The organism is Halobacillus trueperi, from assembly GCF_003386945.1.
Classification (GTDB): Bacteria; Bacillota; Bacilli; order Bacillales; family Halobacillaceae; genus Halobacillus; species Halobacillus aidingensis.
On record NZ_QUAE01000005.1, the window covers coordinates 92,509 to 118,936 of the forward strand.

The 26,428-nt window shown below is 43.4% G+C and carries 23 protein-coding genes; 21 read left to right on the top strand and 2 right to left on the bottom strand.

The features are described 5' to 3' along the window. The first annotated feature begins 89 nt into the window (after positions 1–89). The 10 genes from rny (at position 90) to mutL (ending at position 14,157) form a co-directional block, all read left to right on the top strand. Positions 90–1,652, top strand: a complete 1,563-nt coding sequence (gene rny, locus DYE48_RS08390) for a ribonuclease Y (protein ID WP_089652346.1) — start codon at positions 90–92, stop codon at positions 1,650–1,652. Positions 1,653–1,739: 87 nt separating this feature from the next. After that, on the top strand, positions 1,740–2,537 hold the full coding sequence (locus DYE48_RS08395; RefSeq protein WP_115823233.1) for a TIGR00282 family metallophosphoesterase: 798 nt from the start codon (positions 1,740–1,742) through the stop codon (positions 2,535–2,537). 108 nt (positions 2,538–2,645) lie between these two features. Beyond that, positions 2,646–2,906: a stage V sporulation protein S gene (locus DYE48_RS08400; protein ID WP_008640081.1), complete on the top strand. Its 261-nt coding sequence runs from the start codon at positions 2,646–2,648 to the stop codon at positions 2,904–2,906. Between the two features lie 504 nt (positions 2,907–3,410). Continuing rightward, positions 3,411–4,451, top strand: a complete 1,041-nt coding sequence (gene tdh / locus DYE48_RS08405; RefSeq protein WP_208639645.1) for an L-threonine 3-dehydrogenase — start codon at positions 3,411–3,413, stop codon at positions 4,449–4,451. 18 nt (positions 4,452–4,469) lie between these two features. Beyond that, entirely contained in the window at positions 4,470–5,645 is a 1,176-nt protein-coding gene (locus tag DYE48_RS08410; RefSeq protein ID WP_115823234.1) for a glycine C-acetyltransferase, read from the top strand. A 689-nt stretch (positions 5,646–6,334) separates the two neighbouring features. Continuing rightward, entirely contained in the window at positions 6,335–7,906 is a 1,572-nt protein-coding gene (gene miaB, locus DYE48_RS08415) for a tRNA (N6-isopentenyl adenosine(37)-C2)-methylthiotransferase MiaB (RefSeq protein ID WP_115823235.1), read from the top strand. Further along, positions 7,907–8,332 (top strand): YlbF/YmcA family competence regulator, encoded by a 426-nt coding sequence (locus DYE48_RS08420; RefSeq protein WP_089652342.1) that lies wholly within the window; start codon positions 7,907–7,909, stop codon positions 8,330–8,332. A 169-nt stretch (positions 8,333–8,501) separates the two neighbouring features. Continuing rightward, entirely contained in the window at positions 8,502–9,077 is a 576-nt protein-coding gene (gene cotE, locus DYE48_RS08425) for an outer spore coat protein CotE (RefSeq protein ID WP_115823236.1), read from the top strand. 621 nt (positions 9,078–9,698) lie between these two features. Continuing rightward, on the top strand, positions 9,699–12,281 hold the full coding sequence (mutS, locus tag DYE48_RS08430; protein WP_115823237.1) for a DNA mismatch repair protein MutS: 2,583 nt from the start codon (positions 9,699–9,701) through the stop codon (positions 12,279–12,281). Between the two features lie 13 nt (positions 12,282–12,294). After that, positions 12,295–14,157: a DNA mismatch repair endonuclease MutL gene (gene mutL / locus DYE48_RS08435; RefSeq protein WP_115823238.1), complete on the top strand. Its 1,863-nt coding sequence runs from the start codon at positions 12,295–12,297 to the stop codon at positions 14,155–14,157. Between the two features lie 108 nt (positions 14,158–14,265). On the opposite strand, the gene DYE48_RS08440 is transcribed toward mutL, so the two are convergent. Beyond that, positions 14,266–14,625, bottom strand: coding sequence for a helix-turn-helix domain-containing protein (locus tag DYE48_RS08440; protein WP_115823239.1), 360 nt, complete (start codon positions 14,623–14,625; stop codon positions 14,266–14,268). Positions 14,626–14,810: 185 nt separating this feature from the next. Between DYE48_RS08440 and miaA the strand changes: the two genes are divergently transcribed. The 8 genes from miaA to DYE48_RS08480 all read left to right on the top strand — a co-directional run bounded on the left by miaA (position 14,811) and on the right by DYE48_RS08480 (position 21,994). Next, positions 14,811–15,740, top strand: a complete 930-nt coding sequence (gene miaA / locus DYE48_RS08445; protein ID WP_115823240.1) for a tRNA (adenosine(37)-N6)-dimethylallyltransferase MiaA — start codon at positions 14,811–14,813, stop codon at positions 15,738–15,740. Positions 15,741–15,785: 45 nt separating this feature from the next. Then, on the top strand, positions 15,786–16,010 hold the full coding sequence (gene hfq, locus DYE48_RS08450; RefSeq protein ID WP_089652336.1) for an RNA chaperone Hfq: 225 nt from the start codon (positions 15,786–15,788) through the stop codon (positions 16,008–16,010). A gap of 147 nt (positions 16,011–16,157) precedes the next feature. Beyond that, positions 16,158–17,102, top strand: a complete 945-nt coding sequence (locus tag DYE48_RS08455) for an AAA family ATPase (RefSeq protein WP_115823241.1) — start codon at positions 16,158–16,160, stop codon at positions 17,100–17,102. An 80-nt stretch (positions 17,103–17,182) separates the two neighbouring features. Beyond that, positions 17,183–18,415: a GTPase HflX gene (gene hflX / locus DYE48_RS08460; RefSeq protein ID WP_115823242.1), complete on the top strand. Its 1,233-nt coding sequence runs from the start codon at positions 17,183–17,185 to the stop codon at positions 18,413–18,415. A 55-nt stretch (positions 18,416–18,470) separates the two neighbouring features. Next, a complete protein-coding gene (locus DYE48_RS08465) occupies positions 18,471–19,718 on the top strand; it encodes a methionine gamma-lyase family protein (protein WP_115823243.1) in 1,248 nt (415 codons plus the stop codon). Positions 19,719–19,844: 126 nt separating this feature from the next. Further along, positions 19,845–20,249, top strand: coding sequence for a MerR family transcriptional regulator (locus tag DYE48_RS08470; RefSeq protein ID WP_089652332.1), 405 nt, complete (start codon positions 19,845–19,847; stop codon positions 20,247–20,249). Between the two features lie 24 nt (positions 20,250–20,273). Further along, positions 20,274–21,605, top strand: coding sequence for a type I glutamate--ammonia ligase (glnA, locus tag DYE48_RS08475; protein ID WP_089652331.1), 1,332 nt, complete (start codon positions 20,274–20,276; stop codon positions 21,603–21,605). Positions 21,606–21,769: 164 nt separating this feature from the next. Beyond that, a complete protein-coding gene (locus tag DYE48_RS08480) occupies positions 21,770–21,994 on the top strand; it encodes a hypothetical protein (RefSeq protein ID WP_115823244.1) in 225 nt (74 codons plus the stop codon). 46 nt (positions 21,995–22,040) lie between these two features. On the opposite strand, the gene lexA is transcribed toward DYE48_RS08480, so the two are convergent. Continuing rightward, positions 22,041–22,664 (bottom strand): transcriptional repressor LexA, encoded by a 624-nt coding sequence (gene lexA, locus DYE48_RS08485; protein WP_089654996.1) that lies wholly within the window; start codon positions 22,662–22,664, stop codon positions 22,041–22,043. Positions 22,665–22,963: 299 nt separating this feature from the next. Between lexA and DYE48_RS08490 the strand changes: the two genes are divergently transcribed. The 3 genes from DYE48_RS08490 to tkt all read left to right on the top strand — a co-directional run bounded on the left by DYE48_RS08490 (position 22,964) and on the right by tkt (position 26,125). Continuing rightward, positions 22,964–23,623 (top strand): YneB family resolvase-like protein, encoded by a 660-nt coding sequence (locus DYE48_RS08490; RefSeq protein ID WP_115823245.1) that lies wholly within the window; start codon positions 22,964–22,966, stop codon positions 23,621–23,623. An 85-nt stretch (positions 23,624–23,708) separates the two neighbouring features. After that, entirely contained in the window at positions 23,709–23,942 is a 234-nt protein-coding gene (locus DYE48_RS08495; protein WP_089654994.1) for a DUF896 domain-containing protein, read from the top strand. A gap of 179 nt (positions 23,943–24,121) precedes the next feature. Next, entirely contained in the window at positions 24,122–26,125 is a 2,004-nt protein-coding gene (tkt, locus tag DYE48_RS08500) for a transketolase (RefSeq protein WP_115823246.1), read from the top strand. The last annotated feature ends 303 nt before the right edge of the window (positions 26,126–26,428 follow it).

A 26,428-nucleotide genomic window follows, 5' to 3' on the forward strand; every position in this document is an offset into this window, starting at 1 on the left:
TACCCTTATCTTAAACAAATGAAACTGAAAATGAAACGTTTGTAATTGCCGACAAACGGACCAAGTTCATAGCAAGAGGAGGTGAAATTATGGATATAATATCCTCGCTCATCTTCATTTTGCTTGCCCTTATCATCGGTTCTGTTGTTGGTTATCTTATTCGGAAATCGATTGCGGAAGCGAAAATTTCCAGTGCTGAGGACCTTGCGAAACAGATTGTGGAAGAAGGTCATCGCAATGCTGAATCAGCCAAGAAGGAAGCTCTTCTTGAAGCAAAAGAAGAGAACCAGAAATTTCGCCAGGAAGCGGAGAACGAGATCCGCGAACGCCGCATGGAACTGCAGAAAACTGAAAATCGTTTAACTCAGAAAGAAGAGAATCTTGATCGTAAGAGTGGAACGCTTGACCAACGTGATCTTTCACTCGAAAAGAAAGAAGGGACTCTTGCCGAGAGACAACAACAAATTGAAGAAATGGAAAGCAAAGTGAAAGCTATGCTTCAAGAACAACAAACAGAGCTTGAACGCATTTCAAGCTTAACATCAGACCAGGCGAAGCAGATGATTTTAGAACGCGTCGAACAAGAGGTATCTCATGAGTCAGCCCTTATGATTAAAGAAGCGGAAAACCGCGCGAAGGAAGAAGCGGATAAGAAAGCGAAAAGCATTCTTTCTCTTGCCCTTCAGCGTTGTGCAGCCGATCATGTGGCTGAAACGACCGTTTCTGTTGTCAACCTTCCTAATGACGAAATGAAAGGCCGCATCATCGGACGTGAAGGCCGGAACATTCGTACATTAGAGACACTTACAGGCATTGACTTGATCATTGACGATACTCCTGAGGCTGTCATCCTTTCAGGCTTTGATCCAATTCGACGAGAAACAGCAAGAATGGCCCTTGAGAAGTTAGTGCAGGATGGACGAATTCACCCAGCTCGTATTGAAGAGATGGTGGACAAGTCCAGACGAGAAGTTGATGATTACATCAGAGAAGTTGGTGAACAGACGACTTTTGAAGTAGGTGTTCATGGTCTCCACCCAGATCTGATTAAGATTTTAGGACGTCTGAAGTACCGTACTAGTTACGGGCAAAACGTCTTGAAACACTCAATGGAAGTCGCATACCTTTCCGGTTTGTTAGCTGCTGAACTTGGAGAAGATGAAACCCTGGCCCGTCGTGCAGGGCTGCTTCATGATATTGGTAAAGCCATTGACCATGAAGTAGAAGGAAGCCACGTGGAAATCGGTAAAGAACTGGCTATGAAGTACAAAGAGAATGAAACAGTCATCAATGCTGTGGCATCACACCATGGTGATGAAGAGCCGACTTCAATCATTTCTGTACTTGTTGCTGCTGCCGATGCTCTATCTGCGGCACGTCCTGGAGCCAGAAGTGAAACCTTAGAGAATTACATCAAACGTCTTGAAAAGCTGGAAGAGATTTCAGAGTCTTATGATGGCGTAGAGAAGTCATTCGCGATTCAAGCTGGACGCGAAGTTCGCATTATGGTTCGTCCTGATGAAATTGATGATCTTGAAGCAACAAGATTAGCACGAGATATTCGAAATCGAATCGAGGGAGAACTCGATTATCCAGGTCATATTAAAGTTACCGTTATTCGTGAAACACGTTCTGTGGAGTATGCGAAATAAAATGAATGAAGCGGCCTTCTTGGTCGCTTCATTTCTGTTTTTACGGGTACAATAAAGAAACAATTGCGGAAGGAAGGGTTTTGTTTTATGAGAATTTTATTTATAGGTGATGTCGTGGGTTCACCAGGTCGGGAAATGGTTGACGAATACTTACCAAAATTGAAGCAGAAATATCAGCCTGCTGTCACGATTATTAACGGGGAAAATGCAGCGTCAGGGAAAGGTATTACTGAAAAAATATATCGCCGCTTCCTTGAGAAAGGAGCGCAGGCCGTCACACTTGGAAACCATGCGTGGGATAAAAAGGAAATTTTTGAATTTATCGAGGATGCGGAATACCTCGTCCGCCCTGCCAACTACCCTGAAGGCACGCCTGGAAAGGGGATTACTTTTGTCAAAACCCCTAAGGGTGAGGTCGCCGTCATTAACTTGCAAGGGCGTACGTTCTTATCTGCGAATGATGATCCATTCAGAAAAATCGATGAGTTGATAGAAGAAGCAAAAAAACGCACGTCTATCATTTTTCTGGATTTTCATGCAGAAGCAACTAGTGAAAAGCAGGCGATGGGCTGGTATGTAGATGGCAGAGTGAGTGTGAATGTAGGGACACACACCCATATACAGACAGCAGATGAAAGAATTCTGCCAGGAGGAACGGGCTATATTTCTGACGTAGGTATGACAGGGCCTTATGACGGAATTCTGGGAATGGAACGTGAAGCGGTTTTAAAGCGTTTTCTTACAAACTTACCTGTACGTTTTGAAGTTCCAAAAAAGGGAAGAGCACAACTGAGTGCTTTCTTGGTGGATGTAGATGATAAAACAGGAAAATCTACAAAAGTCCAGCGTATTTTAATCAACGATGACCATCCATTCTTTCATTGATTATTTGAATTTTGCGACAAATTCATTCATAATGAAAAGGTAATATCCTACATCTCCAAGAATATAGTAGTTATGGAACAACTATAGTGATTGAAGGAGGAGCTAGTAATGGAAGTCTTAAAAGTATCAGCCAAATCCGTACCTAATTCAGTAGCAGGAGCCTTGGCCAACGTAGTACGAGAGCGCGGGACGGCCGAAATTCAAGCGATCGGAGCCGGAGCATTGAATCAGGCAGTTAAAGCCGTTGCCATTGCAAGAGGGTTTGTTGCCCCGAGTGGCATGGACTTGATTTGCATTCCGGCATTTACAGATATCATGATCGACGAGGAGGAACGAACAGCGATTAAGTTGATCGTCGAACCTCGATGAACGTAAAAAAACAAGCGTTTTTATAAGTTTCGCGTACTTACGATGTTTGCTAGCGAATACCTTGACCTTATGGATGAAAGAAAAATAGAATGGAAAGAAAAGGGCGTACTCACAATCGAGTGCGCCCTTTTTTAATAGAGATCGTTTTTTAGTATAAATGGTTTTTCGAAAGAAAGATATTGAACAATATAGCAGGTTATGTGAGGCTCATCTTTAAGCTAACGGGTGTTGATTCATATTAAGATGCAGCGGTGGTTGGAGAGTGTGCTATTCCGCGCCGACTGAGCCGGTCTACTCATCAAACATCTCTCCATTCAGGTCTGAAAGAATAGGGAGCTTGTATGCAGTGGAAATGGATATTTAATAGAGGTTAATAGAAGGTGGTATGATATGAGAGATTGTATTTTCACAGTGGACAGGTGAGTTTGCGTTTTCCTCAATCCATGTTAATATTGTTTGTATAAGAGGTTTAATAATGATTTATTGAGGTAGGGAGTGTTCACTGTGAATGGAACGATGAAAGCGATCGTTAAGCATCACCGAGCTCCAGGAGCGCAAATGCAAGAAGTTGCGATTCCGGAAATCCGTGATGATGAAGTATTGATTCGTGTGAAAGCGACATCTATTTGCGGGACGGATGTCCATATATATAATTGGGATGAGTGGTCTGAAAGCCGCGTCAAACCACCTTACGTTTTCGGTCATGAATTTTCAGGAGAGATTGTGGAAGTAGGAAGTAAGGTTCATAATTTCCAAGCAGGAGATTATGTGAGTGCAGAGACTCACCTTATTTGTGGACACTGTCCGCAATGCTTGACGGGTAAATTCCATATTTGTGAAAACACTAAAATTATTGGTGTGGATACGCAAGGATGTTTTGCAGAATATGTAGCGCTTCCAGCAGAGAACCTTTGGAAGAACCCTGATGAAATGCCAACAGACATCGCTTCTATTCAAGAGCCGATGGGGAATGCTGTACATACGGTTCTAAATGGCGATGTAGCAGGAAAATCAGTAGCCATCATCGGATGTGGACCTATTGGTTTGATGGCTGTAGGCGTAGCCAAGGCAGCTGGCGCATCTCAAGTACTAGCTTTTGATTTGAATCCATATCGACTTGAACTTGCTGAGAAAATGGGAGCGACAACCGTGATTCATTCGGGAGAAATCGATCCTGTCGAAAAAGCAAAAGAATTGACGGATGGCCATGGGGTAGACGTCGTTTGTGAAATGAGTGGCCACCCTGTAGCGATGGACCAAGGATTTAAAATGATTACGAATGGCGGACGCGTTTCCATTCTAAGTCTGCCTACGAAGAGAGTGAGCCTCGATGTGACGAATGACATCGTATTCAAAGGCGTAGAGGTTCAGGGGATTACTGGAAGAAAGATGTATGAAACATGGCAGCAGGTTTCCCGTCTTCTTCAATCTCAACAGGTGGATGTCACTCCATTGATTACTCACCATTTAAAGCTTGAAGAATTTGAGAAGGGCTTTGACTTGATGAATCAGGGTCAATGTGGAAAAGTAGTTTTACACCCATAATTGTAAGGAGGATGTTTTATGAAAGGCTTTGAATACTTGCAAAAAGAACTAAACGAGATGCAGGAAGAAGGGACGTTCCGTACGTTGATCCCTCTGGAATCTGCACAAGGTTCCAAAGTGACAATCAAAGGAAAAGAAGTGATTCAACTTTCTTCCAATAACTATCTAGGGCTTACATCACACCCGAAGATGAAAGAAGCAGCGGAAAAAGCTAATGAAGAATATGGCGTAGGAACAGGTTCTGTTCGTACGATTGCAGGTACACTAAAAATGCATGAAGACTTTGAAGAAAAGTTAGCGAAATTCAAACATACAGAAGCTGCGTTAGTATTCCAATCCGGCTTCACAACGAACCAGGGTGTCTTATCTTCTATTCTAGGTAAAGAAGATGTAGTCATCTCTGATGAGTTAAATCACGCCTCAATCATCGACGGGATTCGTTTAACAAAAGCGGATCGTAAAATTTATAAACACGTCGACATAGAGTCATTAGAATCAGCGTTGAAAGAAAGTGGCGATTATCGTACAAGATTAATCGTTACTGATGGCGTTTTCTCCATGGATGGAAATATTGCTCCACTACCGGAAATCGTAGAACTCGCTGAAAAGTATGATGCTCTCGTTATGGTGGATGATGCTCATGCGAGTGGAGTTCTTGGTGACAACGGACGTGGAACAGTCAACCATTTCAATCTGGATGGCCGCGTCCACATTCAAGTGGGAACACTCAGTAAAGCGATTGGAGTACTTGGAGGGTATGTGGCAAGTACAAAGACCCTTCGAGATTACTTAATTCATAAAGGACGTCCGTTCTTGTTCAGTACATCCCACCCGCCAGCCGTAACGGCTGCGAATGATGCAGCGATTGATGTATTGTTAGAAGAGCCAGAACTGATCGAAAAACTTTGGGACAATACAAAATTCTTCAAAGATGGTCTGAACGCTCTTGGATTTGACACGGGAATCAGTGAAACACCGGTAACTCCTGTCATGGTTGGGGATGATGCCCTGACACACAAATTCTCCGATGAACTGTTCGAAGAAGGAGTATTCGCACAAGGAATCGTCTTCCCGACAGTCCAGCGCGGAAAGGGACGCGTCCGAACAATCGTTACAGCAGAACATTCAAAAGAAGAACTACAAGAAGCTCTCGATGCCTTCGAAAAAGTCGGTAAGAAATTAGGGATCTTGTAATAGTAATGAAGCCAGCTATGCGATTGCATAGCTGGCTTCTTTTAATTGAAAAAAACAGTACTTCCCCTATTAAGGAAAACGCTCCATTTGTTGAAGAATCAGTTTCAAAATAACCGGTGTTCGGTTGCCATGTTAGGAGTCAGGGGTGGTCGGGAAGCTACTCGCTTTCCTGTGGGGGAGCGCCGAGCTTCCTCGGACTACGTCCTGCGGGATCTCGCCTATCTCCTTCACCCACGGGAGTCTCGCATCTTCCCAACCACCCCATTTCAATATTAAGGAGGAACGAACCCTTATACCAAGAGGGACGTTTTCCGCACCATTCAGAAGGCGACATAAAGCGCTTTATATCAAGATTTCACGCTAGGAATGGCACCGGGGCATAGTTTTATATTATTCATTCCGCTGAGAATACAAGCAGAGTTCCAGAGAAATGGTTTCGAGATACTCACATGTCAAAGGGGCTGCGGGGAATGGCTCATCGCGCTCCCGCGGAAAGCGAGCCATTCCCCGCAGCCCCCATCCACTCGACAAAAGTCTCGAAACTGAGTCTTCCACAATCCTGCCATATTGTTGAATAAAATACTTGGAAAATGGATGAAAAAAGGTGGAATTCATGTTTACGCTTAATTTATCATGTAAAACTTGATATAATGGTACAGTTAGAAGGTTCGGCTTGAAAGGAGATCATTATGAACGAACAGCAACGTAAGGAAATGTCACAAATTCGTAAGCCTTCCACGGCTGATGCTAAAGCAGAACAAGATAACTTAAATCGACTGAAACAAAAAACTAGTGAAGATTTTGTTAAATATTTTGAAACGACATACCAACCTCCGAACATGAGGGATGCACAACGCCGGAAGCGGAAAGAAACAGATGTGCATTATGATTTTGAAATTCCTGAAGATATGGATCAAGCAGGCAAGGGTAAAAAATATTTGATCCGTACATACGGATGCCAGATGAACGAACATGATACTGAAGTCATGGCAGGGATTTTTGAAGAAATGGGTTATGAACCCACAAAGGATACAAAAGAAGCGGACATCATTCTATTGAATACCTGTGCCATCCGTGAAAATGCAGAAAATAAGGTGTTCGGTGAAATCGGACACTTGAAGCCTTTGAAAATGGAAAATCCGAATTTGATTATCGGAATCTGTGGATGTATGTCACAGGAAGAGTCTGTCGTAAACCGGATTCTAAAAAAACACCCATTTATCGATCTTATTTTCGGTACACATAATATTCATAGAATCCCGCAGCTGGTAAAAGAAGCGATGTTTGGGAAAGAAATGGTAATTGATGTGTGGTCGAAAGAAGGGGACATTATTGAAAACCTTCCAAGATCACGAAAAGGAAAAATCAAGGCTTGGGTAAACATCATGTATGGCTGTGACAAATTCTGCACTTACTGTATTGTTCCATATACAAGAGGAAAAGAAAGAAGTCGTTTACCACAAGACATCATTCAGGAAGTAAGGCATTTGGCGGCTCAAGGGTATAAAGAAATTACCCTCCTTGGCCAAAACGTCAATGCGTATGGAAAAGACTTGGATATGGCCTATGGGCTCGGTGACTTAATGGATGAACTGCGGAGTATTGATATTCCACGGGTTCGCTTTACAACTTCTCACCCAAGAGACTTTGACGATCGTTTGATTGAAGTACTTGCTAAAGGTGGTAATATGCTTGACCATATCCATCTACCGGTCCAGTCAGGAAATAGCGATATATTGAAGATCATGGGCCGTAAATACTCGAGGGAAGAGTACCTTGAACTTGTTCGCAAAATTCGTGTAGCGATGCCAGATGCAACCCTTACGACGGATATCATCGTCGGGTTTCCGAATGAAACCGAAGAACAGTTTCAGGATACGTTATCCCTTGTGGAAGAAGTCGGCTTTGAAGCTGCCTATACGTTTATCTATTCTCCAAGAGAAAATACACCCGCAGCTAAGATGAAAGATAACGTTTCAATCGAAGAGAAGAAGGATCGTTTGCAGCGGTTGAATAAAATCGTCAACCAGCAATCTGCAGACGCGATGAAAGCATACGAAGGTGAAATTGTAGATGTCCTTGTAGAAGGAGAAAGTAAGAATAATCCGGATGTGTTAGCCGGGTACACAAAACGGAACAAGTTGGTCAACTTCCGTGCACCTGAGTCTACAATCGGGCAAATTGTACCTGTAAGAGTGACCAAAGCGAAAACTTGGTCCCTTGATGGAGAGTTAGTAGAAATCAACGCAGAGGTGAAATAAATGGCACAGTATACGAGACAACAAGTTGTAGAAGAAGCAAAAAAGTTAGCTAAAATGATGGCTGATATTGAAGAAATCGATCGTTTCAAGCAATTGGAAGCGAAATTGAATGACAATCAAAAGGTTCAATCTCATATTAAGAAAATCAAAGCTTTGCAAAAGCAGGCAGTTAATTTTCAAGCTTACGGGAAAACGGAAGCTCTTCAGAAGATTGAAAAAGAAATCGATCGTCTCCAAGATGAGCTGGATGAGATTCCTGTGGTTGCAGAATTTAAAGATTCTCAAACCATTATTAACGATATCCTTCAAATGGTTTCAAACACGATATCACGTGAAGTTACCAATGAGGTCATTCGTTCCACGGGCGGGGATATCCTGCAAGGAGAAACAGGTTCAAATAAATCAAGTCATGGTTGCAGCCATTGATGCATACACTTCCGTCAGAGGGTTTTCCCCCTCTGGCGGTTTTTTTTGTACAATTTTATAGGCTATTGCATAGAATGAATTAAACACGTCCTTAGGCCATTTTCCCGTTAGTCACCATTCGCCCAACCAAACATAGGATGGGTGGTAGAATAAGGAGGAGTGAAACCCTATGTCTTTTTTTGAACGAGATTACAGAGAGATCATTACAAAAGCTGTAATCGCTAAAGGTAAAAAGTTTACAGAATCCACACACACCATTAGCCCTTCGCACCGTCCGACAAGTATCCTAGGTTGTTGGGTCATCAATCACATCTACAACGCCAAAAAGAAAGGAGATCACGTTGAAATCTCTGGCAGTTACGATGTAAACGTCTGGTATTCGTATAACGACAATACAAAAACAGAAGTCGTTACAGAGCGTGTCAGCTATTGTGATCACGTCAAGTTGGCAGTGAAAGATGATAATTGTGTACATGATGACTTTGAGGTAATCGCTAAGGTCGTACAGCAACCGAACTGTTTAGAAGCGAACATATCAGGAAATGGGCAAAAGATCGTTGTGGAAGTAGAGAGAGAGTTTGTTGTAGATGTTATAGGTGAAACGAAATTGTGTGTGAAAGTGGATCCTCATGGATGCGGCCATGATGATGATTATGATTATGACTTGTCTTCCGATGATTTTTCAGCCATTGAAACGGACTTCCTTCCATCTTCTTCAGACAAAGATCACGATAGTCACGATTAATGATGAATTCCTTGCTGCTACAGCGAGGATTTCTTTTTTTTGCTTTCTAATATTTTATGATAATTATAATAATAGCCTCCCGATTGTGGAAGACTCAGTTTCGAGATAACCGGGGTTCGTTTGCCATATTGTGCGTCAGGGGTGGTTGGAAAGCCGCTCGCTTTCCTGCGGGGATGGCGGAGAGCCTCCCCGAGCTAAAGCTCTGCGGGGTCTCTCTTCCACTACCCCGCTGTTTAGAAGCATAAAGCGCTCTGTATCAAGCTTTCATGAACCTGGACAGGGGAGTTTATTCTTACACTCCCACAAGCTGGATAGCTAACTTATCCAAGAAGTGGTTTTGAGACACTGATATGGTAAAGGGGCGGAGGGGAATGGCGAGACTCCTGCGGGAAAAGAGTGCTTGGTGAGACCCCGCAAGGCGTCAGCCTTAGGAGGCTCAACGCGCTCCCGCGGAAAGCGAGTCATTCCCCGCAGCCCCATCCACTCAAAAAAATCTCGAAATCAAGTCTTCAACAATCCTGCCATATACTTTAATAATGTCATGCTCTTCCGTGTAAGATTATTTGCCTCGTATGCTATAATGGGTGGAGAATCTTATGCACGTTTTGGAGGTTTAACCTTATGGCAAAATACACACCCATGATGCAGCAGTATTTAAAAATTAAAGCAGACCAAAAAGATGCCTTTCTGTTTTTCCGGTTAGGCGATTTTTATGAATTGTTCTTTGAGGATGCAACGAAAGCATCCCAGGAACTTGAAATTACATTGACGAGCAGGGACGGAGGTTCAAACGGAAGAATCCCCATGTGCGGTGTCCCTTATCACTCCGCAGACAATTACATAAAGCAGTTGATTGAAAAAGGGTACAAGGTTGCTATTTGTGAGCAGGTCGAGGATCCGAAAACAACCAAAGGGGTTGTGAAACGGGAAGTTGTCCAACTGATCACACCGGGTACGGTCATGGAAGGCAGCATGCTCGATGAAAAGGAAAACAATTACTTGGCCTCACTGAGTGCATTTGAAGATGGCTCATACGTCGTCAGTTACAATGATCTCACGACCGGAGAAAACAGTGTAGCTCTTATTCCGGGCGGTTTTGACGCGGCTATGAGTGAATTGTACAGCCGGCCGGTCAAAGAAGTGGTTGTATCCAATGATTTTGATGTCGAGTATAAACAGATGTTGATCGATCGTTTGGATTACACGGTTTCTCATCAGGACGTGACGGAGATTGCTCCTGAATTCCAACCTCTTGTTGAGGAGGTTCATCAGGATAAGCTTTTAGTCGGCTTCGGGAGGCTTCTCAATTATATCCAGCATACGCAAAAAAGGTCACTCGATCATCTGCAGCCTGTGAAAGTGATTGAATTGAAGCAATTTATGACCCTCGATATGTACTCCAAAAGAAACTTAGAATTGTTGGAAACCCTTAGAAAGAAAGGGAAAGCGGGAAGCCTTCTTTCTGTCATCGATAAAACCATCACTTCCATGGGCGCGCGTATGCTTAAAAAGTGGATGGAGCGTCCGTTGCTATCAGCGGATGCTATTGCGATGAGGCATGACCAGGTCGAAGGATTTCTTGATCAGTTTTTTGAGAGAGAGACTCTGAGAGATGAGCTATCGAATGTTTACGACTTGGAACGTTTAGCAGGAAGAGTTGCCTTTGGCAATGTGAATGCCAGGGATATGATCCAGTTGAGAAATTCATTAAGTCATATTCCGGATATCTTAACGACGCTTTCAAAATTCGACCACCCTTCCATAGGAAAGCTATATGACAATGTTGACCCGCTTCATGATTTAAAAGAACTTCTTCAAGAAAGCATCGCCGATGACCCTCCGATCTCTGTAAAAGAGGGGGGCTTGATTCGGGACGGCTTCCACGAACAGTTGGATGACTATAGATATGCTTCCAAGAACGGAAAGCAGTGGATTGCAGAGCTTGAACAAAGGGAACGAACGGAAACAGGAATCAAATCCTTGAAAGTCGGCTATAATCGTGTGTTCGGCTATTATATCGAAGTGACAAAAGCGAACTTGAGACATCTACCTGAAGGAAGGTATGAGCGGAAGCAGACCCTTACAAATGCCGAACGTTTCATTACTCCAGAGCTGAAAGAAAGAGAAACGATGATCCTCGAAGCCCAGGAGAAAAGTGTGGAGCTTGAGTATGAACTGTTTCTCGAAGTCCGTGAAAAGGTGAAGGCGTACGTCAAGAGACTTCAACAGCTGGCAGACCAAATCAGCCGCATTGATGTTCTCCAAGGTTTTGCTCAAGTAGCAGAATCCTATCAGTATGTGCGGCCGGAATATCGTGAACAACGTGTGGTGGACATCCGTCAAGGCCGTCACCCTGTGGTAGAGAAAGTGATGCAGGAAGGAACGTTTGTACCGAATGATATTTACATGAATGAAGAGACTGATGTGTTACTGATTACAGGACCGAACATGTCCGGTAAAAGTACGTACATGCGTCAGCTTGCATTGACGGCAATTCTTGGGCAAATGGGCTCTTTTGTTCCGTGCCAGTCTGCGAGTTTACCAGTCTTTGATCAGATATTTACAAGAATTGGTGCGGCCGATGATCTTGTTTCTGGTCATAGTACATTCATGGTCGAAATGCTGGAAGCAAACCATGCATTGACGCATGCGACGGAAAACAGCTTGATCCTTCTTGATGAGATAGGAAGAGGGACAAGTACGTATGATGGCATGGCTCTGGCTCAGGCCATTGTGGAATATATTCATGGGGAGATTAAAGCGAAAACGCTATTCTCTACCCATTATCATGAATTGACCTCATTGGATGAACAGCTTGAGCGTTTAAAAAATGTCCATGTCCGAGCGGAAGAGTATGAAGGTAATGTTGTCTTTCTTCACCAGATTAAAGATGGACCTGCGGATGAAAGTTACGGCATTCATGTGGCGAAGCTTGCACACTTGCCTGATCCGCTGATCAACAGAGCAACCGCCCTTCTGGATCAGCTTGAAAATGGGCCCGTCAAAAATGAAGCCTCAACCTCTGCAGAAGAAGAGGAGCAGCTAAGTTTGTTTGTTGAAGAATCGAAGCCGGAGAAAAAGCGGACAACGGAACCGCAGGCTTCTCATATAGAAAAGCGTCTACAGTCGTTAGATCTAATGGAAATGACACCGATGGACGCTATGAATGAATTGTACCAATTGCAAAAACGTTTGAAATCGTAAAGGAGGAACAGAGATGGCGCGGATCCGACTGATGCCAGACCACCTAGCCAACAAAATAGCGGCCGGAGAAGTTGTTGAACGCCCAGCCTCTGTCGTCAAAGAACTGGTAGAGAACAGTATTGATGCAGGTGCCACATGGGTGAAGATTGATTTAATGGAAGCCGGATTGCAGCGCATCCGGATTACCGATGATGGTGCGGGAATGGATGAAGAGGACTGTGAAATTGCCTTTCATCGCCATGCAACGAGTAAAATTCTTGATGAAAATGACCTTTTCCATGTCCGGTCCCTCGGTTTTCGCGGAGAGGCATTAGCAAGTATCGCTGCAGTGAGCCGCTTGAGTATTCAAACCTCTACTGGGAACAGTGCGGGGACGAAAATGAATCTCGAAGGAGGCCATCTCGTCTCCAGAGGAAAAAGTGATGCGAGAAAAGGAACGGACATTACGGTTGAAGAATTGTTTTTCAATACGCCGGCCCGGTTGAAATATATGAAAACCATTCATACCGAGCTTGGTCATGTCACGGATGTATTAAATCGTACGGCCTTAGCCCATCCGGAAGTGCAGTTCCTTTGTACTCATAATGAAAAGCAAATCTTTAAGACGAATGGACGTGGAGATCTCCTCCAAGTCATAGCGAACATTTATGGAATGAATGTCGCTAAAAAAATGATCCCGATAGAGATGGAAACCGCGGACTTTAAAGTCGATGGATATATTGCGAAACCCGAAGTTTACCGTGCATCAAGAAATTATATGTCAACGATTATCAACGGTCGTTTCATTCGGAGCATTCCTTTGAATAAAGCTGTTTTGCAAGGCTATCATACCCTGTTGCCAATTGGGAAAAGTCCGATTGTCGTTTTAAATATAGACATGGATCCAATTCTAGTCGACGTCAATGTTCATCCATCTAAAATGGAAGTGCGTTTTAGTAAAGAAAAGGAATTGTATGATTTATTAGAAGAGACCGTTCGGCAGGCCTTTCGCAAACAAACCCTCATTCCTGATGTGTCACAGCCGGCACCTAAGCCTGCAAAAGAAAAAACTACACAGGAATCCTTTAACCTCTACCATACGAGGGAGGAGGATGCTCATCGCGAGCGGGAATCCACGGTGGACCATTTATTGAAAAGTGAGCAAGGACTACTCCAAGAGGACGGTTTCCAAAAAAAACAGGAAGAATTGATCAAAGAGATGAACCCGACATTCGACACAGATACCTCTGCTTCAATAGAGAGCGTACAGTCCGAAGATAAAGTCGAAAAAGAAGGACCTCCTCGTGAACGGAAAAGAGTCCCGACCATGCATCCGATTGGTCAGCTGCATGGAACATACATCCTTGCTCAAAATGAGGAAGGTATGTATATCGTCGATCAGCATGCGGCTCAAGAAAGGATCAAATACGAATTCTTCAGAGACAAACTCTCGGAAGTGGACCATGAAGTACAGGAACTCCTTGTCCCGATGACTTTTGAATTTTCGAAGGCTGAATCGTTAAGGATGGAAGAGTACAAAGGCGAACTGGAAAAAGTGGGATTGTTTTTTGAACCATTTGGAGACACGACCTATATCGTGCGCAGTCACCCCCAGTGGTTCCCGAAAGGATTTGAAGAGGAAGTTATTGATGAAATGATTCAGCAGCTGATGGAAGAAGATCGGATTGATATTCTTAAACTAAGAGAAGAAGCGGCGATACTCATGTCGTGTAAGCGATCGATCAAAGCGAACCATTATTTGAACCAAACCGATATGTTTCATCTTTTAGAAGATTTGAGAAAGTCGACCGATCCTTTTACTTGTCCTCATGGACGTCCGATCATCGTTTTCTTTTCAGAGTATGAGATGGAAAAAATGTTCAAACGTGTGATGTAATTAAAAGAGAGACTCCCGCTTTGGAGTCTCTCTTTTTTGTTTGCTATTTTGTTTACATAATGTTTTTATAATCAACTTATAAATAAGTACGAATGACAGAGTAGGGGATTAGGAGATGTTCTTCTGCTGGAGAAGAAAACGAAAATAGTTATCGATCTGTTTAATATCCTCCGGCTGAATTCCAAACCATGCTTTCTTGTCAAAAAAAACAGGTTTTGTGTATCCCTTCGTTTCCAGGAGCTGCTTAATTTCGCGCATTTCATCCTCTTGTTCATCACTTAAACCGAGGAGATAATCTGCGGTGGTATGGAGAGCGTGAGCGATCTTCGTGAGATCGTCAAGATCTGGTGAAGTGTAACTCCGTTCCCAATTCGACACGACTTGTGGGGACACACCGACTTTTTCAGCTAACATCGATTGTGTTAAACGTCTTTCTTTTCTAAGTGAACGAATTCTTTCATGAACCACTTTAAGACGCCTCCTTTTCTATACTATAACACAGACTAACGAAATGCGATAGTACGACTAACGAATATTTTGAATATTTGTAACGGAATTCGTTAGTAGTGGTAACGGATTGCGTTAGTTTGTGAGCTGAGGTATGATTGTAGAGCCATTCATGTATAATAGAGACGTGTGAAGGAGGTGGGAGTGTGAAACCATTGGTGATCTCAGTGGTCGGTCCTACAGCAGTTGGAAAATCGAATTTGGGGATCCGAATCGCTCAGCGTTTTAATGGAGAAGTGATTAGTGGGGACTCTATGCAGATTTACCGGACGATGGATATCGGAACAGCGAAGGTGACCAAAGGGGAGATGCAGGGCATCCCGCATCATATGATTGACTTTAAAGATCCTGCGGAGCAGTTTTCAGTTGCTGAGTTCCAGGAGAATGTGCAAAAGTTAATCTGGGAAATTCATGAGCGGGGGAAGCTTCCGGTTTTGGTAGGGGGGACAGGCTTATACATACAAGCAACACTTTTTAACTTCCATTTTTCAGAACAAAAAAAAGATCCTTCCATCATGGAGAAGCTTGAAAAAGAATGGAAGGAAAATGGCAGAGATTATATGTACAAACGCCTCGTTGAAATTGACCCCGAACAAGCAGAAAAAATTCATCCGAATAATGAAAGACGTGTACTAAGAGCCCTTGAGGTTTATGAAACGACAGGCCAGGTGATGAGTGATCGTCATCATCAGCAGCAGAAAGAATCTCCTTTTAACCCACTGTTAATCGGGCTGGAGATGGACCGGGAATTACTGTACGATCGTATCAATCGCAGGGTCGATCAAATGATTGAACAGGGTTTATTAGAAGAAGTTCAAAATCTCTATAAACAAGGATTGAAGGACTCTCAATCAATGCAGGCGATTGGGTATAAGGAATTGATTCCATACTTCGAAGGTTCATGTGCCCTTGGGGAAGCCATTGAATTGCTGAAACGTAATTCCAGGCGCTATGCCAAACGTCAGTACACGTACTTTAAGAACAAAATGGATATCAACTGGTATGAAGTATCTCCTTCGAACTATGAGGAGAAATTTGAAACAATTTTAGGCGATTTAGCAGGAAAGATAGACTAATGCGTAGAATCGTATTATTACAGATAGAAAAGAGGAGGAAGATCCATGGCCCAATCGGTTAATATCCAAGACAATTATTTGAATCAATTAAGGAAAGAACGCATGCAGGTGACTGTCTTTCTACTCAATGGCTTTCAATTGAGAGGCATCGTCAAAGCATTCGACAATTTTACTGTCTTGTTAGAGACGGAAGGAAAGCAACAATTGATCTTCAAACATGCAATTTCAACATTTGCTCCTGTCAAAAATGTTTCATTGGATAAAGAATAGTGTAAATGGAAGCAAAAAAGCGGGTGCCTTTAAAGGCATCCGCTTCTTTCATGGATAAAGGAAATGATTTTGCATGATCATCCTTGGGCGTTTGTCACAGGAAACCCCACCTACGCGTATGATGAAGAAGAATGAGGAGGGATCGATGTGCAACCCCAAGCTAAAACGGTGAGACCAAACAGCACAATCAATATTGTGTTGAATGATTCTAAAGAAAAAGCGATTCCTGATCGGAAAGCAGCCGCCCTCAAACAGACAGGCGCCCCTTTTCTGAAAATCGAGGAATTTTTCAATTCCATCATTGGGATGGAGGATTTAAAGACCAGGGTAAAAGAAATCTATGCACAGGTGCTCGTTTCTAAGAAAAGAGAAGAAGCAGGATTGAAATCGAATGCGCAAGTTCTGCACATGGTTTTTCATGGAAACCCCGGCACGGGAAAAACGACCATCGCGCGGATGGTTGCTGCTTTATTCCGCGATGTCGGGGTGCTTGATAAGGGTCAATTCATCGAAGCGGATCGGAGTGATCTTGTAGGAGAGTATATCGGTCATACGGCTCAAAAGACGAAGGACCTGATCCATAAAGCATTGGGGGGCGTCCTTTTTATTGATGAAGCTTACTCATTAGCAAGAGGTGGAGAAAAAGATTTCGGAAAAGAAGCGATTGATACATTGGTTAAATGCATGGAAGATCATCATAATGAATGCATTATCATCCTTGCTGGATATCCGGATGAGATGGAGGATTTTCTGACCTTAAATCCAGGCCTTGCTTCCCGGTTCCCCATCCAGCTTTCTTTCAAGGATTATTCTGCGAAAGAACTTACGCAGATTGCTTTTGGAATGATTGAAGAAAGGGAATATTGTTTAACAAAAGAAGCGGAGCGAAAACTTTTTCAGCATCTGGCCCACGTGTACACCAGACGTGAGGAGAATTTTTCAAATGCCCGCTATGTAAGGAACCTCATTGAAGAAGCGATTCGAAAACATGCTTGGAGAGTGATCAGCACCCCGAATCCGAAGAAAAAAACACTGATGACCCTTCAGGCGGAAGATTTTGATGTTCCTTTACAAGAAACAGACTTGATCTAAACGGTCGTACATTCATAGGAAACATTTTTCTGTTATGATGAAAAAGATACAGGTAGACGGAAGAGTAGGTGAAGAGACAGATGTCAAAAGAATTGGTCGTGTTAGTTGCGCGAAAAGATCCATTCGAACAAGAAGAACGGTTTCAGTCCTCTTTGGAAGAACTTCAATCACTGACGGAAACCGCTGATGGAGAAGTGTGCAAAATTATTACTCAGAAGCGTGACCGGGTTCACCCGGCTACATATTTAGGTGAGGGCAAACTGGAAGAAATAAAAGAAGCAGCAGAGGAAGCTGAAGCTGAACTCGTGATATTCAATGATGAGTTATCACCTGGCCAGCTTAGAAATATAGCGGACAGGGTCGGCGTGCGTGTCATCGACAGAAGTCAGCTGATCCTGGACATTTTCGCAGGACGGGCGCGTACAAAGGAAGGAAAATTGCAGGTGGAACTTGCTCAACTGCAATATTTACTTCCACGGCTATCCGGACAAGGAACAGCGTTATCCCGGTTAGGTGGAGGGATTGGTACCCGTGGTCCTGGTGAAACCAAACTGGAAACCGACCGTCGTCATATCCAACGTAGAATTGATGATATCAAGAAGCGGTTGGATACGGTCGTAAAACAACGGGAGCAGTATCGAAAACGGAGAAAAGAAAACCGTGCCTTTCAAGTCGCAATCGTAGGTTATACGAATGCTGGTAAATCGACGTTCTTCAATAGAGTGACCGACAGCCAGTCCTTTGAAGAGGACTTATTGTTTGCTACGCTCGATCCATTGACAAGGCAAATGAGCCTTCCTTCTGGCTTTTTGTCTCTCCTTTCTGATACGGTAGGTTTTATTCAGGACTTACCAACGACGCTCATCGCGGCTTTCCGATCGACATTAGAGGAAGTAACAGAAGCGGACTTTATCGTTCATATGGTGGATGCTTCACACCCTGATCATATGCAGCAGGAAAAGACCGTATTGAGATTGTTGGATGAACTTGGAGCTGGTCAACTGCCGATCCTGACCGTTTACAATAAAAAAGATCTACTGCAGGAGGATTTCATTCCACACTCCTTCCCGTCGTTGACGGTGAGCGTTCATGATCCGATTGACCGTAAACGTGTCCTTCATAAAATCGAAGAGGTTTTAAAGGAAGAGTGGTATGAGTATGACGTTTTCGTGCCAGCTTCTGAAGGGAAACGATTGCAGCAATTCAAGGCCTACAGTATGATCACGAGCATCCATTTTTATGAGGAGAAAGAAGGCTATGCCCTTCATGGTTTCATCCATCCTGAGCACCCATTGAAACATCAAATATTATAAATTTGAACAAAACGTTGAATCAACGAAATTCTGCAAGATAGGAAGAGGACTCATCATGAACATTCAAGAATTGAAACACCATGTAGAAAAAGAGATCAAGAACCAACACGAGATGGTTGATGAGATTGTCGAGTACAATCAAGAAAAGGTATTAAAGGCATTCCATAAACTGAGGGTCAGCGATTCTCACTTTAATCCGACGACAGGTTATGGCTATGATGACTTTGGGCGAGACACACTAGAGGCTTTGTATGCAGAAATATTCAAAGCGGAAGATGCCCTTGTCAGACCTCAGCTCATCTCCGGAACGCATGCGATCACGACCGCCTTATTCGGTGTCATGCGCCCGGGGGATGAACTGCTATACATATCTGGAGATCCTTATGACACCCTAAGAGATGTCATTGGTTCTGAAGACAATAAGGATACAGGTTCTTTAAGTGATTTTGGTATCAGCTATCAAACCGTTCCTTTAGAAGGGAGTGGGGCTTTTTCCCATGATAGAATCCGAGCAGCTATACATGAAAAAACGAAGGTCGTAGCCATCCAAAGGTCCAAAGGATACGAGGATCGCCCTTCGTTTACTATTGACGAGTTACAATCCATCATTCAGTTCGTCCGTGAGATAAAAGACGATGTGATAATCTTTGTTGACAATTGTTATGGTGAATTCGTAGAAATGAAAGAACCGCTTGAAGTAGGTGCTGACATGATTGCTGGTTCATTAATAAAAAATCCGGGAGGCGGGATTGCCAGAGTCGGGGGTTATATTGCGGGACATGAACACCTGATTGAAAAATGCAGCTATCGACTGACGGCTCCTGGGTTAGGGAAAGAAACAGGGCCGAGTTTGAACAGCCTGCAAGAGATGTATCAAGGGATTTTCCTCGCACCACATGTTGTAGGAGAAGCTTTGAAAGGAGCCATTTTCACTTCTAAATATTTAAGTGAATGGGGCTTCGACACATCTCCTGCTTATGATGTGAAGCGGACGGATTTGATTCAATCCGTAAATTTCAATACGGCTGAACAAATGATCAGGTTCTGTCAATCCATTCAGCAGGCATCTCCTGTGAATTCTCATTTCAAACCAGAACCGAGCGCCATGCCTGGATACGAGGATGAAGTGATTATGGCTGCTGGTACTTTCATTCAAGGCGCGAGTCTTGAATTGACGGCCGATGGTCCCATTCGTCCCCCATATACGGCATTCGTTCAAGGTGGATTGACCTACGCGCATGTAAAGATCGCTGTCGTACAAGCGGTAGAGCAGTTGATCGAAGAGGGTATGGTTAAACTTTGAAGCGGAGGGAATGATAACCCTTTCAAAAAATAGCGCCAAATTGTGTGAACATTCCTCACATATGTTGACATATCCCTTGCGTGACGTATAATTAAAGTATCATTCTTATGGGGAGGTGGCACATCGATGAGTGATGAAATTCGTCGTTCTATGCCGTTATTCCCGATGGGGATTGTTCAATCATTGACAGACCTTACTGCACGGCAGATCCGGTACTACGAACAGCACGAGCTGGTTCAGCCGGCCCGTTCAGAAGGGAACCGTCGCATGTTCTCATTTAATGATGTCGATCGGCTGCTTGAAATCAAAGACTTGATCGATCAAGGTGTGAACATGGCCGGAATCAAGAAAGTTCTGAAGCTGAACGATCAGCCAGATAATGAAGTATATGACGAGGATCAAGTGAAGGAAGTTCATAATGAACTTACCGAAAAAGAACTACGTCGTATGCTGCAACGAGAACTATTCACAGCGGGAAGACAAGGTAAATTAGCAATCAGACAGGGAGAAATGTCAAGGTTCTTCCATTAATTTTGTGTTGAGAGGAGAAATTCAATGGGTTTAACAAAAGAAGAAATCTACAAAAAAATCGATGAGGAAAACGTCAAGTTTATCCGTCTTCAGTTCACGGATATGCTTGGTACGATCAAAAACGTGGAAATTCCACTAAGCCAGTTGGATAAAGCTATTGATGGCATGATGATGTTTGACGGGTCCTCCATTGAAGGATTCGTTCGTATCGAGGAGTCGGACATGTATTTGGTTCCAGACCTGGATACCTTCGTCGTTTTCCCTTGGACTTCAGAAAAAGGGAAGGTCGCACGATTCATCTGTGACATCTACAACCCAGACCAAACTCCTTTTGAAGGATGCCCACGCTATAACTTAAAGCGTAACATCAAAAAAATGGAGAAACTCGGATTTTCTGCTTTCAACATTGGTACAGAACCTGAATTTTTCCTATTCAAATTAGATGAAAAAGGCGAACCGACGATGGAATTGAATGATAAAGGCGGCTATTTCGACTTGGCACCGACCGATCTTGGTGAAAACTGCCGTCGTGACATCGTCCTTGAGCTTGAGGAAATGGGCTTTGAAATTGAAGCCTCTCACCATGAAGTCGCTCCAGGTCAGCACGAAATCGACTTTAAATATGCGGATGCCGTCAAGCACTGTGATGATATTCAAACATTCAAACTTGTCGTCAAAACCATAGCACGTCAACATGGCTTGCATGCAACGTTCATGCCTAAGCCGTTGTTTGGCGTGAACGGATCTGGTATGCACGCGAACATGTCTCTTTTCAACGAAAAGGGTAATGCTTTCTTTGATGAGAAAGGGAAGGAACAACTGTCAGAAGTGGCTTACCAGTTTACAGCAGGCATCATCAAGCATGCAACGAACTTCACAGCCGTGACAAACCCTACTGTCAATTCTTACAAGCGTCTTGTACCAGGGTATGAGGCTCCATGTTATGTAGCATGGTCCGGTCAGAACCGTAGTCCGCTCGTACGTGTTCCAACATCCCGTGGTTTGAGCACAAGAATCGAAGTTCGGAGTGTTGATCCATCAGCGAACCCATACATGGCGATGGCAGTCCTTCTTGCTGCTGGACTTGATGGTGTGGAAAATAAACTGGAAGCACCTGCTCCAGTCGATCGGAACATTTACGTTATGGATAAGAAAGAGCGTGAAGCACACGGAGTCAAAGACCTACCTGCTACTTTGTATGATGCATTGGAAGAGCTGCATCAAGATCCAATCATGGTAGAAGCTCTCGGCGAACACCTATTTGAACATTTCATTGAAGCGAAAGAAATTGAATGGGATATGTTCCGCACACAGGTTCATCCGTGGGAACGCGAACAATATTTACAGACGTATTAAACCTTAAAACCCTTGAAGCTAATAGCTTCAAGGGTTTTTCTATGCCTCACGAAACAGTTTGAATAGGGTGAAGAAAATTTCAAGATTTTGGTCGTATACTTTAGTGGATGTGTTACATATAATATTAGTAAGAACAAACGTTCCCTATTATGGAGGTGTCACCAATGGAAGCATTATTCCAACGTTCAAAACTCGAAAAGATGAAGTTGGAATGGATCTATATCAACCATAAAGGCGATTTGTCTCAACGGGTGATTAGAGTGGTCGACATTCAGGATGAATATGTAATTGCTTACTGCTATGAACGAAAACAAGTGAGAACGTTCAGAAAAAATAATATATTGTCTGTATTTCCTTTAACCTCCATCCGGAAAAGTTATGGAGCATGACAAAAATAAAGAAAGAGGCGAGTTTAACAAAACTCGCCTCTTTCAATTAATGTACGGTTCTGTATAGACCGACGACTTTCCCTAAAATGGATACGTCCTGTAATAGGATCGGTTCCATTGTTGCGTTTTCAGGCTGTAAACGAACGTGATTTCTTTCCTTGAAGAATCGTTTGACAGTGGCTTCTTCATCTTCTGTCATCGCCACGACGATGTCGCCGTTCTGAGCGGTTTGCTGTTGTCTGACGATGACCATGTCGCCGTCTAGAATTCCTGCCTCAATCATACTTTCCCCCTGGACGATCAGGACGAACGTGTTGTCATCAGATCCTGCGAGTGTATCTGGAAGCGGGACATATTCTTCGATATTCTCTACAGCTGTAATCGGTGAACCAGCCGTGACTTTACCGATTACTGGAGCATAGGAGGCTTCACTTCTCGGAATACTGTGATCTTCTTCCAATTCAATGACTTCAATGGCACGAGGTTTCGTCGGATCGCGTCTAATGTAGCCTTTTTTCTCTAATCTGGATAAGTGACCATGTACTGTTGAACTTGAAGCGAGACCAACGGATTGACCGATCTCTCTTACGGATGGTGGATATCCTTTCATTAAAACCTGCTCTTTAATAAAATCTAGTATTTCCTGCTGCCGTTTTGAAAGTTTACTCATAGATTAGCACCTCGTACATAGGATTATAGTAACCACATTGTACCACTTATGATTCAAAAATACAAACACGCGTTCGAAAAAACCATTGACAAGAACCTGTGTTCGTATATAATAAAAGTAACAAACACGAACACAGGTTCTTAAGAACGTTCGTTCTATGAAAACGGAGGGGTTATGTATGTTTAACAAATTATCGAAGCTGGATTACACCTACATTATTCTTTTTATTGTTAGTTTTATCATTCTCTATTATTCTATGGTCACAGCTGTTTAATAGAGAAAGAGAGAGGAACATTCAATTGAAGGTGATTTTATACTGCAGGGTAAGTACGGAAAAAGAAGCTCAAGTGACATCATTAAACCGCCAAAGAACCGAGTTGACTTCAATGGCAGACAGTCACGAATTTGAAGTTGTGGAATGTATTGAAGAACAAGCGAGTGGTTACGATATTGAGCGGGACGGGATCTTCCGTATGCTGGAATGTTTTTCTTCCGGGCGTGCGGAAGCTCTGTTAATTCAGGATGAGACTCGATTGGGACGTGGGAATACGAAAATCGCATTGTTTCATCAATTGAATCGGTTGAATATTAAGGTGTATTCTTTATCAAATCAGGGAGAGTTGCAGTTATCAGAGTCGGATTCTATGGTTTTACAGATTGTGGGGATCGTAGAGGAATACCAGAGGAAAATACATAATATGAAAATACGCCGGGGAATGAGAAAAGCCGTTGAGGGCGGCTATGACCCATCAATCAATTTATCCAATCGGGACCAGGCGCCAGGTCGTGAGAGAATCAAATTTCCTATTGAAGAAGTTGTCCGGTTAAGGAAAAATGAGCTGACGTTTAAAGATATCGCTGCGACACTAAGAGGCCTTGGATATGATGTATCGAAGGCTACGGTTCATCGCAGATACAAGGAATACCTATCGCTTGAAAAAGAAGAAGAATCACGGTAATATATAGTTTAAGGACAAGGATCTGTGGATTTCTTGTCTTTTTCATGTTTTTACGATCCAGACTATGAGTAAAGGAGAAGGATCTATGTTATCTAAAGAAAAAATTAATCGTATAAATGAACTAGCGAATAAATCAAAGCAGGAAGAGCTTTCGAAGGAAGAAAAAGCGGAACAGCAGAAGCTGCGTCAGGAATACTTGAAAAATGCTCGTCAATCTTTCAAGAATCAGCTGAAAGGAGTTACCGTCATCGACCCGAATGGGGATGACGTGACACCTAAGAAGCTTCGTCAAATGCAGGAAAACGAAAAAAAGAACTAATTTTTAAATCTCCGTGTTCGATAATTTTCGAATGCGGATTTTTTTGTTTAAAACCCTTAATAAGGGGGAAATTAGGTAGGAGGTTGTGCAAAGATTTCGCACAACGCTTGTTTCAAAATGAATTTCATTATAGGATAATACATGGTACATATACCTGAAACGAAAGGGGAATGTTGAACATGGCAAACAGCCTTGAACAAACATCAATCAATACGATTAGAACTTTAACAATCGATGCAGTAGAAAAAGCAAACTCCGGACACCCGGGGATGCCGATGGGTGCAGCACCGATGGCATATACGCTATGGACTCAGTTCATGGATCATAATCCGAAAAACTCGAACTGGTTCGACCGCGACCGTTTCGTCCTATCTGCTGGACACGGATCTATGCTTCTTTACAGCTTGCTCCACTTATCCGGTTATAACGTGACGATGGACGACCTTAAGTCCTTCCGTCAATGGGATTCCAAAACCCCTGGTCACCCAGAGTTTGGTCACACAGACGGTGTAGAAGCAACTACAGGTCCCCTTGGACAAGGTATTGCAATGGCGACCGGAATGGCAATGGCTGAAGCTCACCTTGCAGCGAAATATAACCGTGAAGGTTATAATGTCGTTGACCATTACACTTATTCCATTTGTGGTGACGGGGACTTGATGGAAGGGGTATCCCAGGAATCTGCTTCTCTTGCCGGTCACCTTGGTCTAGGTAAATTGATCGTTCTTTATGATTCCAATGATATTTCTCTTGATGGCGACCTTGATCGTTCCTTCAGCGAGAGTGTTGAAAAGCGCTATGAAGCCTATGGATGGCAGGTGATCCGCGTAGAGGATGGTACGAACACAGAGGATATTGCTCAGGCACTTGAGAAAGCAAAAGCGAATACAGATCAACCAACAATGATCGAAGTGAAAACGGTTATTGGGTATGGATCTCCTAATAAATCTGGTAAGTCTGCCTCCCACGGTGCTCCTTTAGGAGAAGAGGAAGGAACGGCAGCTAAACAGTTCTACAAGTGGGATCACGAGCCATTCCACGTACCTGAAGAGGTCTATCAGGACTTTAAAGAAAAGGTTCAGCAAAATGGTCAGGATAAAGAAGAATCTTGGAACAACCTAATGGCTCATTACAAAGAAGCACATCCAGAGCTTGCGGAAGAGTTTGAGCGTGCGATTCGCGGAGAGCTTCCTGAAGGCTGGGATCAAAGTCTTCCAACTTATCAGGTGGGCGAAGACAGTCCTGCGACACGCGCAGCTTCTGGAGATGCAATCAACGCTCTTTCAAAAGTTATCCCTAACTTCTTTGGTGGTAGTGCCGACCTTGCAGGTTCAAATAAAACGGCCGTCAAAGATGAAGAAGACTTTTCACGTAACAACTACGCAGGTCGAAACATCTGGTTCGGAGTTCGTGAATTTGCCATGGCGGCTGCCTTAAACGGAATGGGACTTCATGGTGGACTTAACGTATATGCTGGTACATTCTTTGTTTTCAGTGACTACCTGCGTCCAGCGGTCCGTTTATCCGCCCTGCAAAACCTACCTGTGAACTACGTCTTCACTCATGACTCTGTTGCCGTTGGAGAAGACGGTCCGACGCACGAACCTGTGGAACAATTGGCTTCTCTTCGTGCGATGCCTAACCTTTCCGTTCTTCGTCCTGCGGATGGGAACGAAACCAATGCGGCATGGAGACTTGCTTTAGAGTCTGAATCGACTCCAACAGCACTTGTCCTAACTCGCCAAGGGTTACCGACCCTTCAAGGTACAGAGGAACTTGCATACGAAGGAATGAAGAAAGGGGCGTACATCCTTAGCGATTCCGATAAAGAAGAGCCGGATGCGATCCTACTTGCTTCAGGTTCTGAAGTACAATTGATTGTTGAAGCTCAAGCGGAATTGAAGAAGAATGGTTACGACGTCCGTGTTGTCAGTGTACCTTCCTTCGATCGCTTTGAAGCTCAGCCTAAAGAATACAAAGAACAAGTCCTTCCTTCTTCTGTCCGCAAACGTCTGGCAGTTGAAATGGGCGCATCGTTCGGTTGGGACCGTTATGTAGGTTTGGATGGCTCCGTCATCGGAATCGACAAGTTCGGTGCTTCTGCTCCAGGGAATACTGTGATTGAGAACTATGGTTTCACTGTAGAAAACGTAGTGAAGCATGCGGAAAACTTGATGAAATAAACAAGGGAGAAGCTGCCTGTTCCTAAGGCAGCTTCTTTTTATGCCGTGAATTTCAATCTGCTCTTGAAAATTCGCGGTAAATAGTAGGGACAACCATTTTCGATTTCCCTGCTCTATGTGATATAATAGGCATAAGAATGATTGTTGTCTCTGGTACGGTCATCGTCGTTCCTAGAAGATGAGATCCTTTTTCCATGTGGGGTGCTTTTGCTTATCTAATGAACGGTTGATTCGTTTAGTAGCGTCTGGATTACGGTCATATTGAAACGACTATTGTATTCTAGAGAACGTTTTACTATACTG

Excerpts from the sequence above, each read along its gene's own strand:
- glnA (WP_089652331.1), top strand. The coding sequence starts at position 20,274 with ATGGGTTTAACAAAAGAAGAAATCTACAAAAAAATCGATGAGGAAAAC.
- DYE48_RS08400 (WP_008640081.1), top strand. The coding sequence starts at position 2,646 with ATGGAAGTCTTAAAAGTATCAGCCAAATCCGTACCTAATTCAGTAGCA.
- DYE48_RS08410 (WP_115823234.1), top strand. The coding sequence starts at position 4,470 with ATGAAAGGCTTTGAATACTTGCAAAAAGAACTAAACGAGATGCAGGAA.
- miaB (WP_115823235.1), top strand. The coding sequence starts at position 6,335 with ATGAACGAACAGCAACGTAAGGAAATGTCACAAATTCGTAAGCCTTCC.
- DYE48_RS08480 (WP_115823244.1), top strand. The coding sequence starts at position 21,770 with ATGGAAGCATTATTCCAACGTTCAAAACTCGAAAAGATGAAGTTGGAA.
- tkt (WP_115823246.1), top strand. The coding sequence starts at position 24,122 with ATGGCAAACAGCCTTGAACAAACATCAATCAATACGATTAGAACTTTA.
- hfq (WP_089652336.1), top strand. The coding sequence starts at position 15,786 with ATGGCCCAATCGGTTAATATCCAAGACAATTATTTGAATCAATTAAGG.
- DYE48_RS08395 (WP_115823233.1), top strand. The coding sequence starts at position 1,740 with ATGAGAATTTTATTTATAGGTGATGTCGTGGGTTCACCAGGTCGGGAA.
- mutL (WP_115823238.1), top strand. The coding sequence starts at position 12,295 with ATGGCGCGGATCCGACTGATGCCAGACCACCTAGCCAACAAAATAGCG.
- mutS (WP_115823237.1), top strand. The coding sequence starts at position 9,699 with ATGGCAAAATACACACCCATGATGCAGCAGTATTTAAAAATTAAAGCA.
- DYE48_RS08470 (WP_089652332.1), top strand. The coding sequence starts at position 19,845 with ATGAGTGATGAAATTCGTCGTTCTATGCCGTTATTCCCGATGGGGATT.
- DYE48_RS08495 (WP_089654994.1), top strand. The coding sequence starts at position 23,709 with ATGTTATCTAAAGAAAAAATTAATCGTATAAATGAACTAGCGAATAAA.
- DYE48_RS08420 (WP_089652342.1), top strand. The coding sequence starts at position 7,907 with ATGGCACAGTATACGAGACAACAAGTTGTAGAAGAAGCAAAAAAGTTA.
- cotE (WP_115823236.1), top strand. The coding sequence starts at position 8,502 with ATGTCTTTTTTTGAACGAGATTACAGAGAGATCATTACAAAAGCTGTA.
- lexA (WP_089654996.1), bottom strand. The coding sequence starts at position 22,664 with ATGAGTAAACTTTCAAAACGGCAGCAGGAAATACTAGATTTTATTAAA.
- rny (WP_089652346.1), top strand. The coding sequence starts at position 90 with ATGGATATAATATCCTCGCTCATCTTCATTTTGCTTGCCCTTATCATC.
- hflX (WP_115823242.1), top strand. The coding sequence starts at position 17,183 with ATGTCAAAAGAATTGGTCGTGTTAGTTGCGCGAAAAGATCCATTCGAA.
- DYE48_RS08465 (WP_115823243.1), top strand. The coding sequence starts at position 18,471 with ATGAACATTCAAGAATTGAAACACCATGTAGAAAAAGAGATCAAGAAC.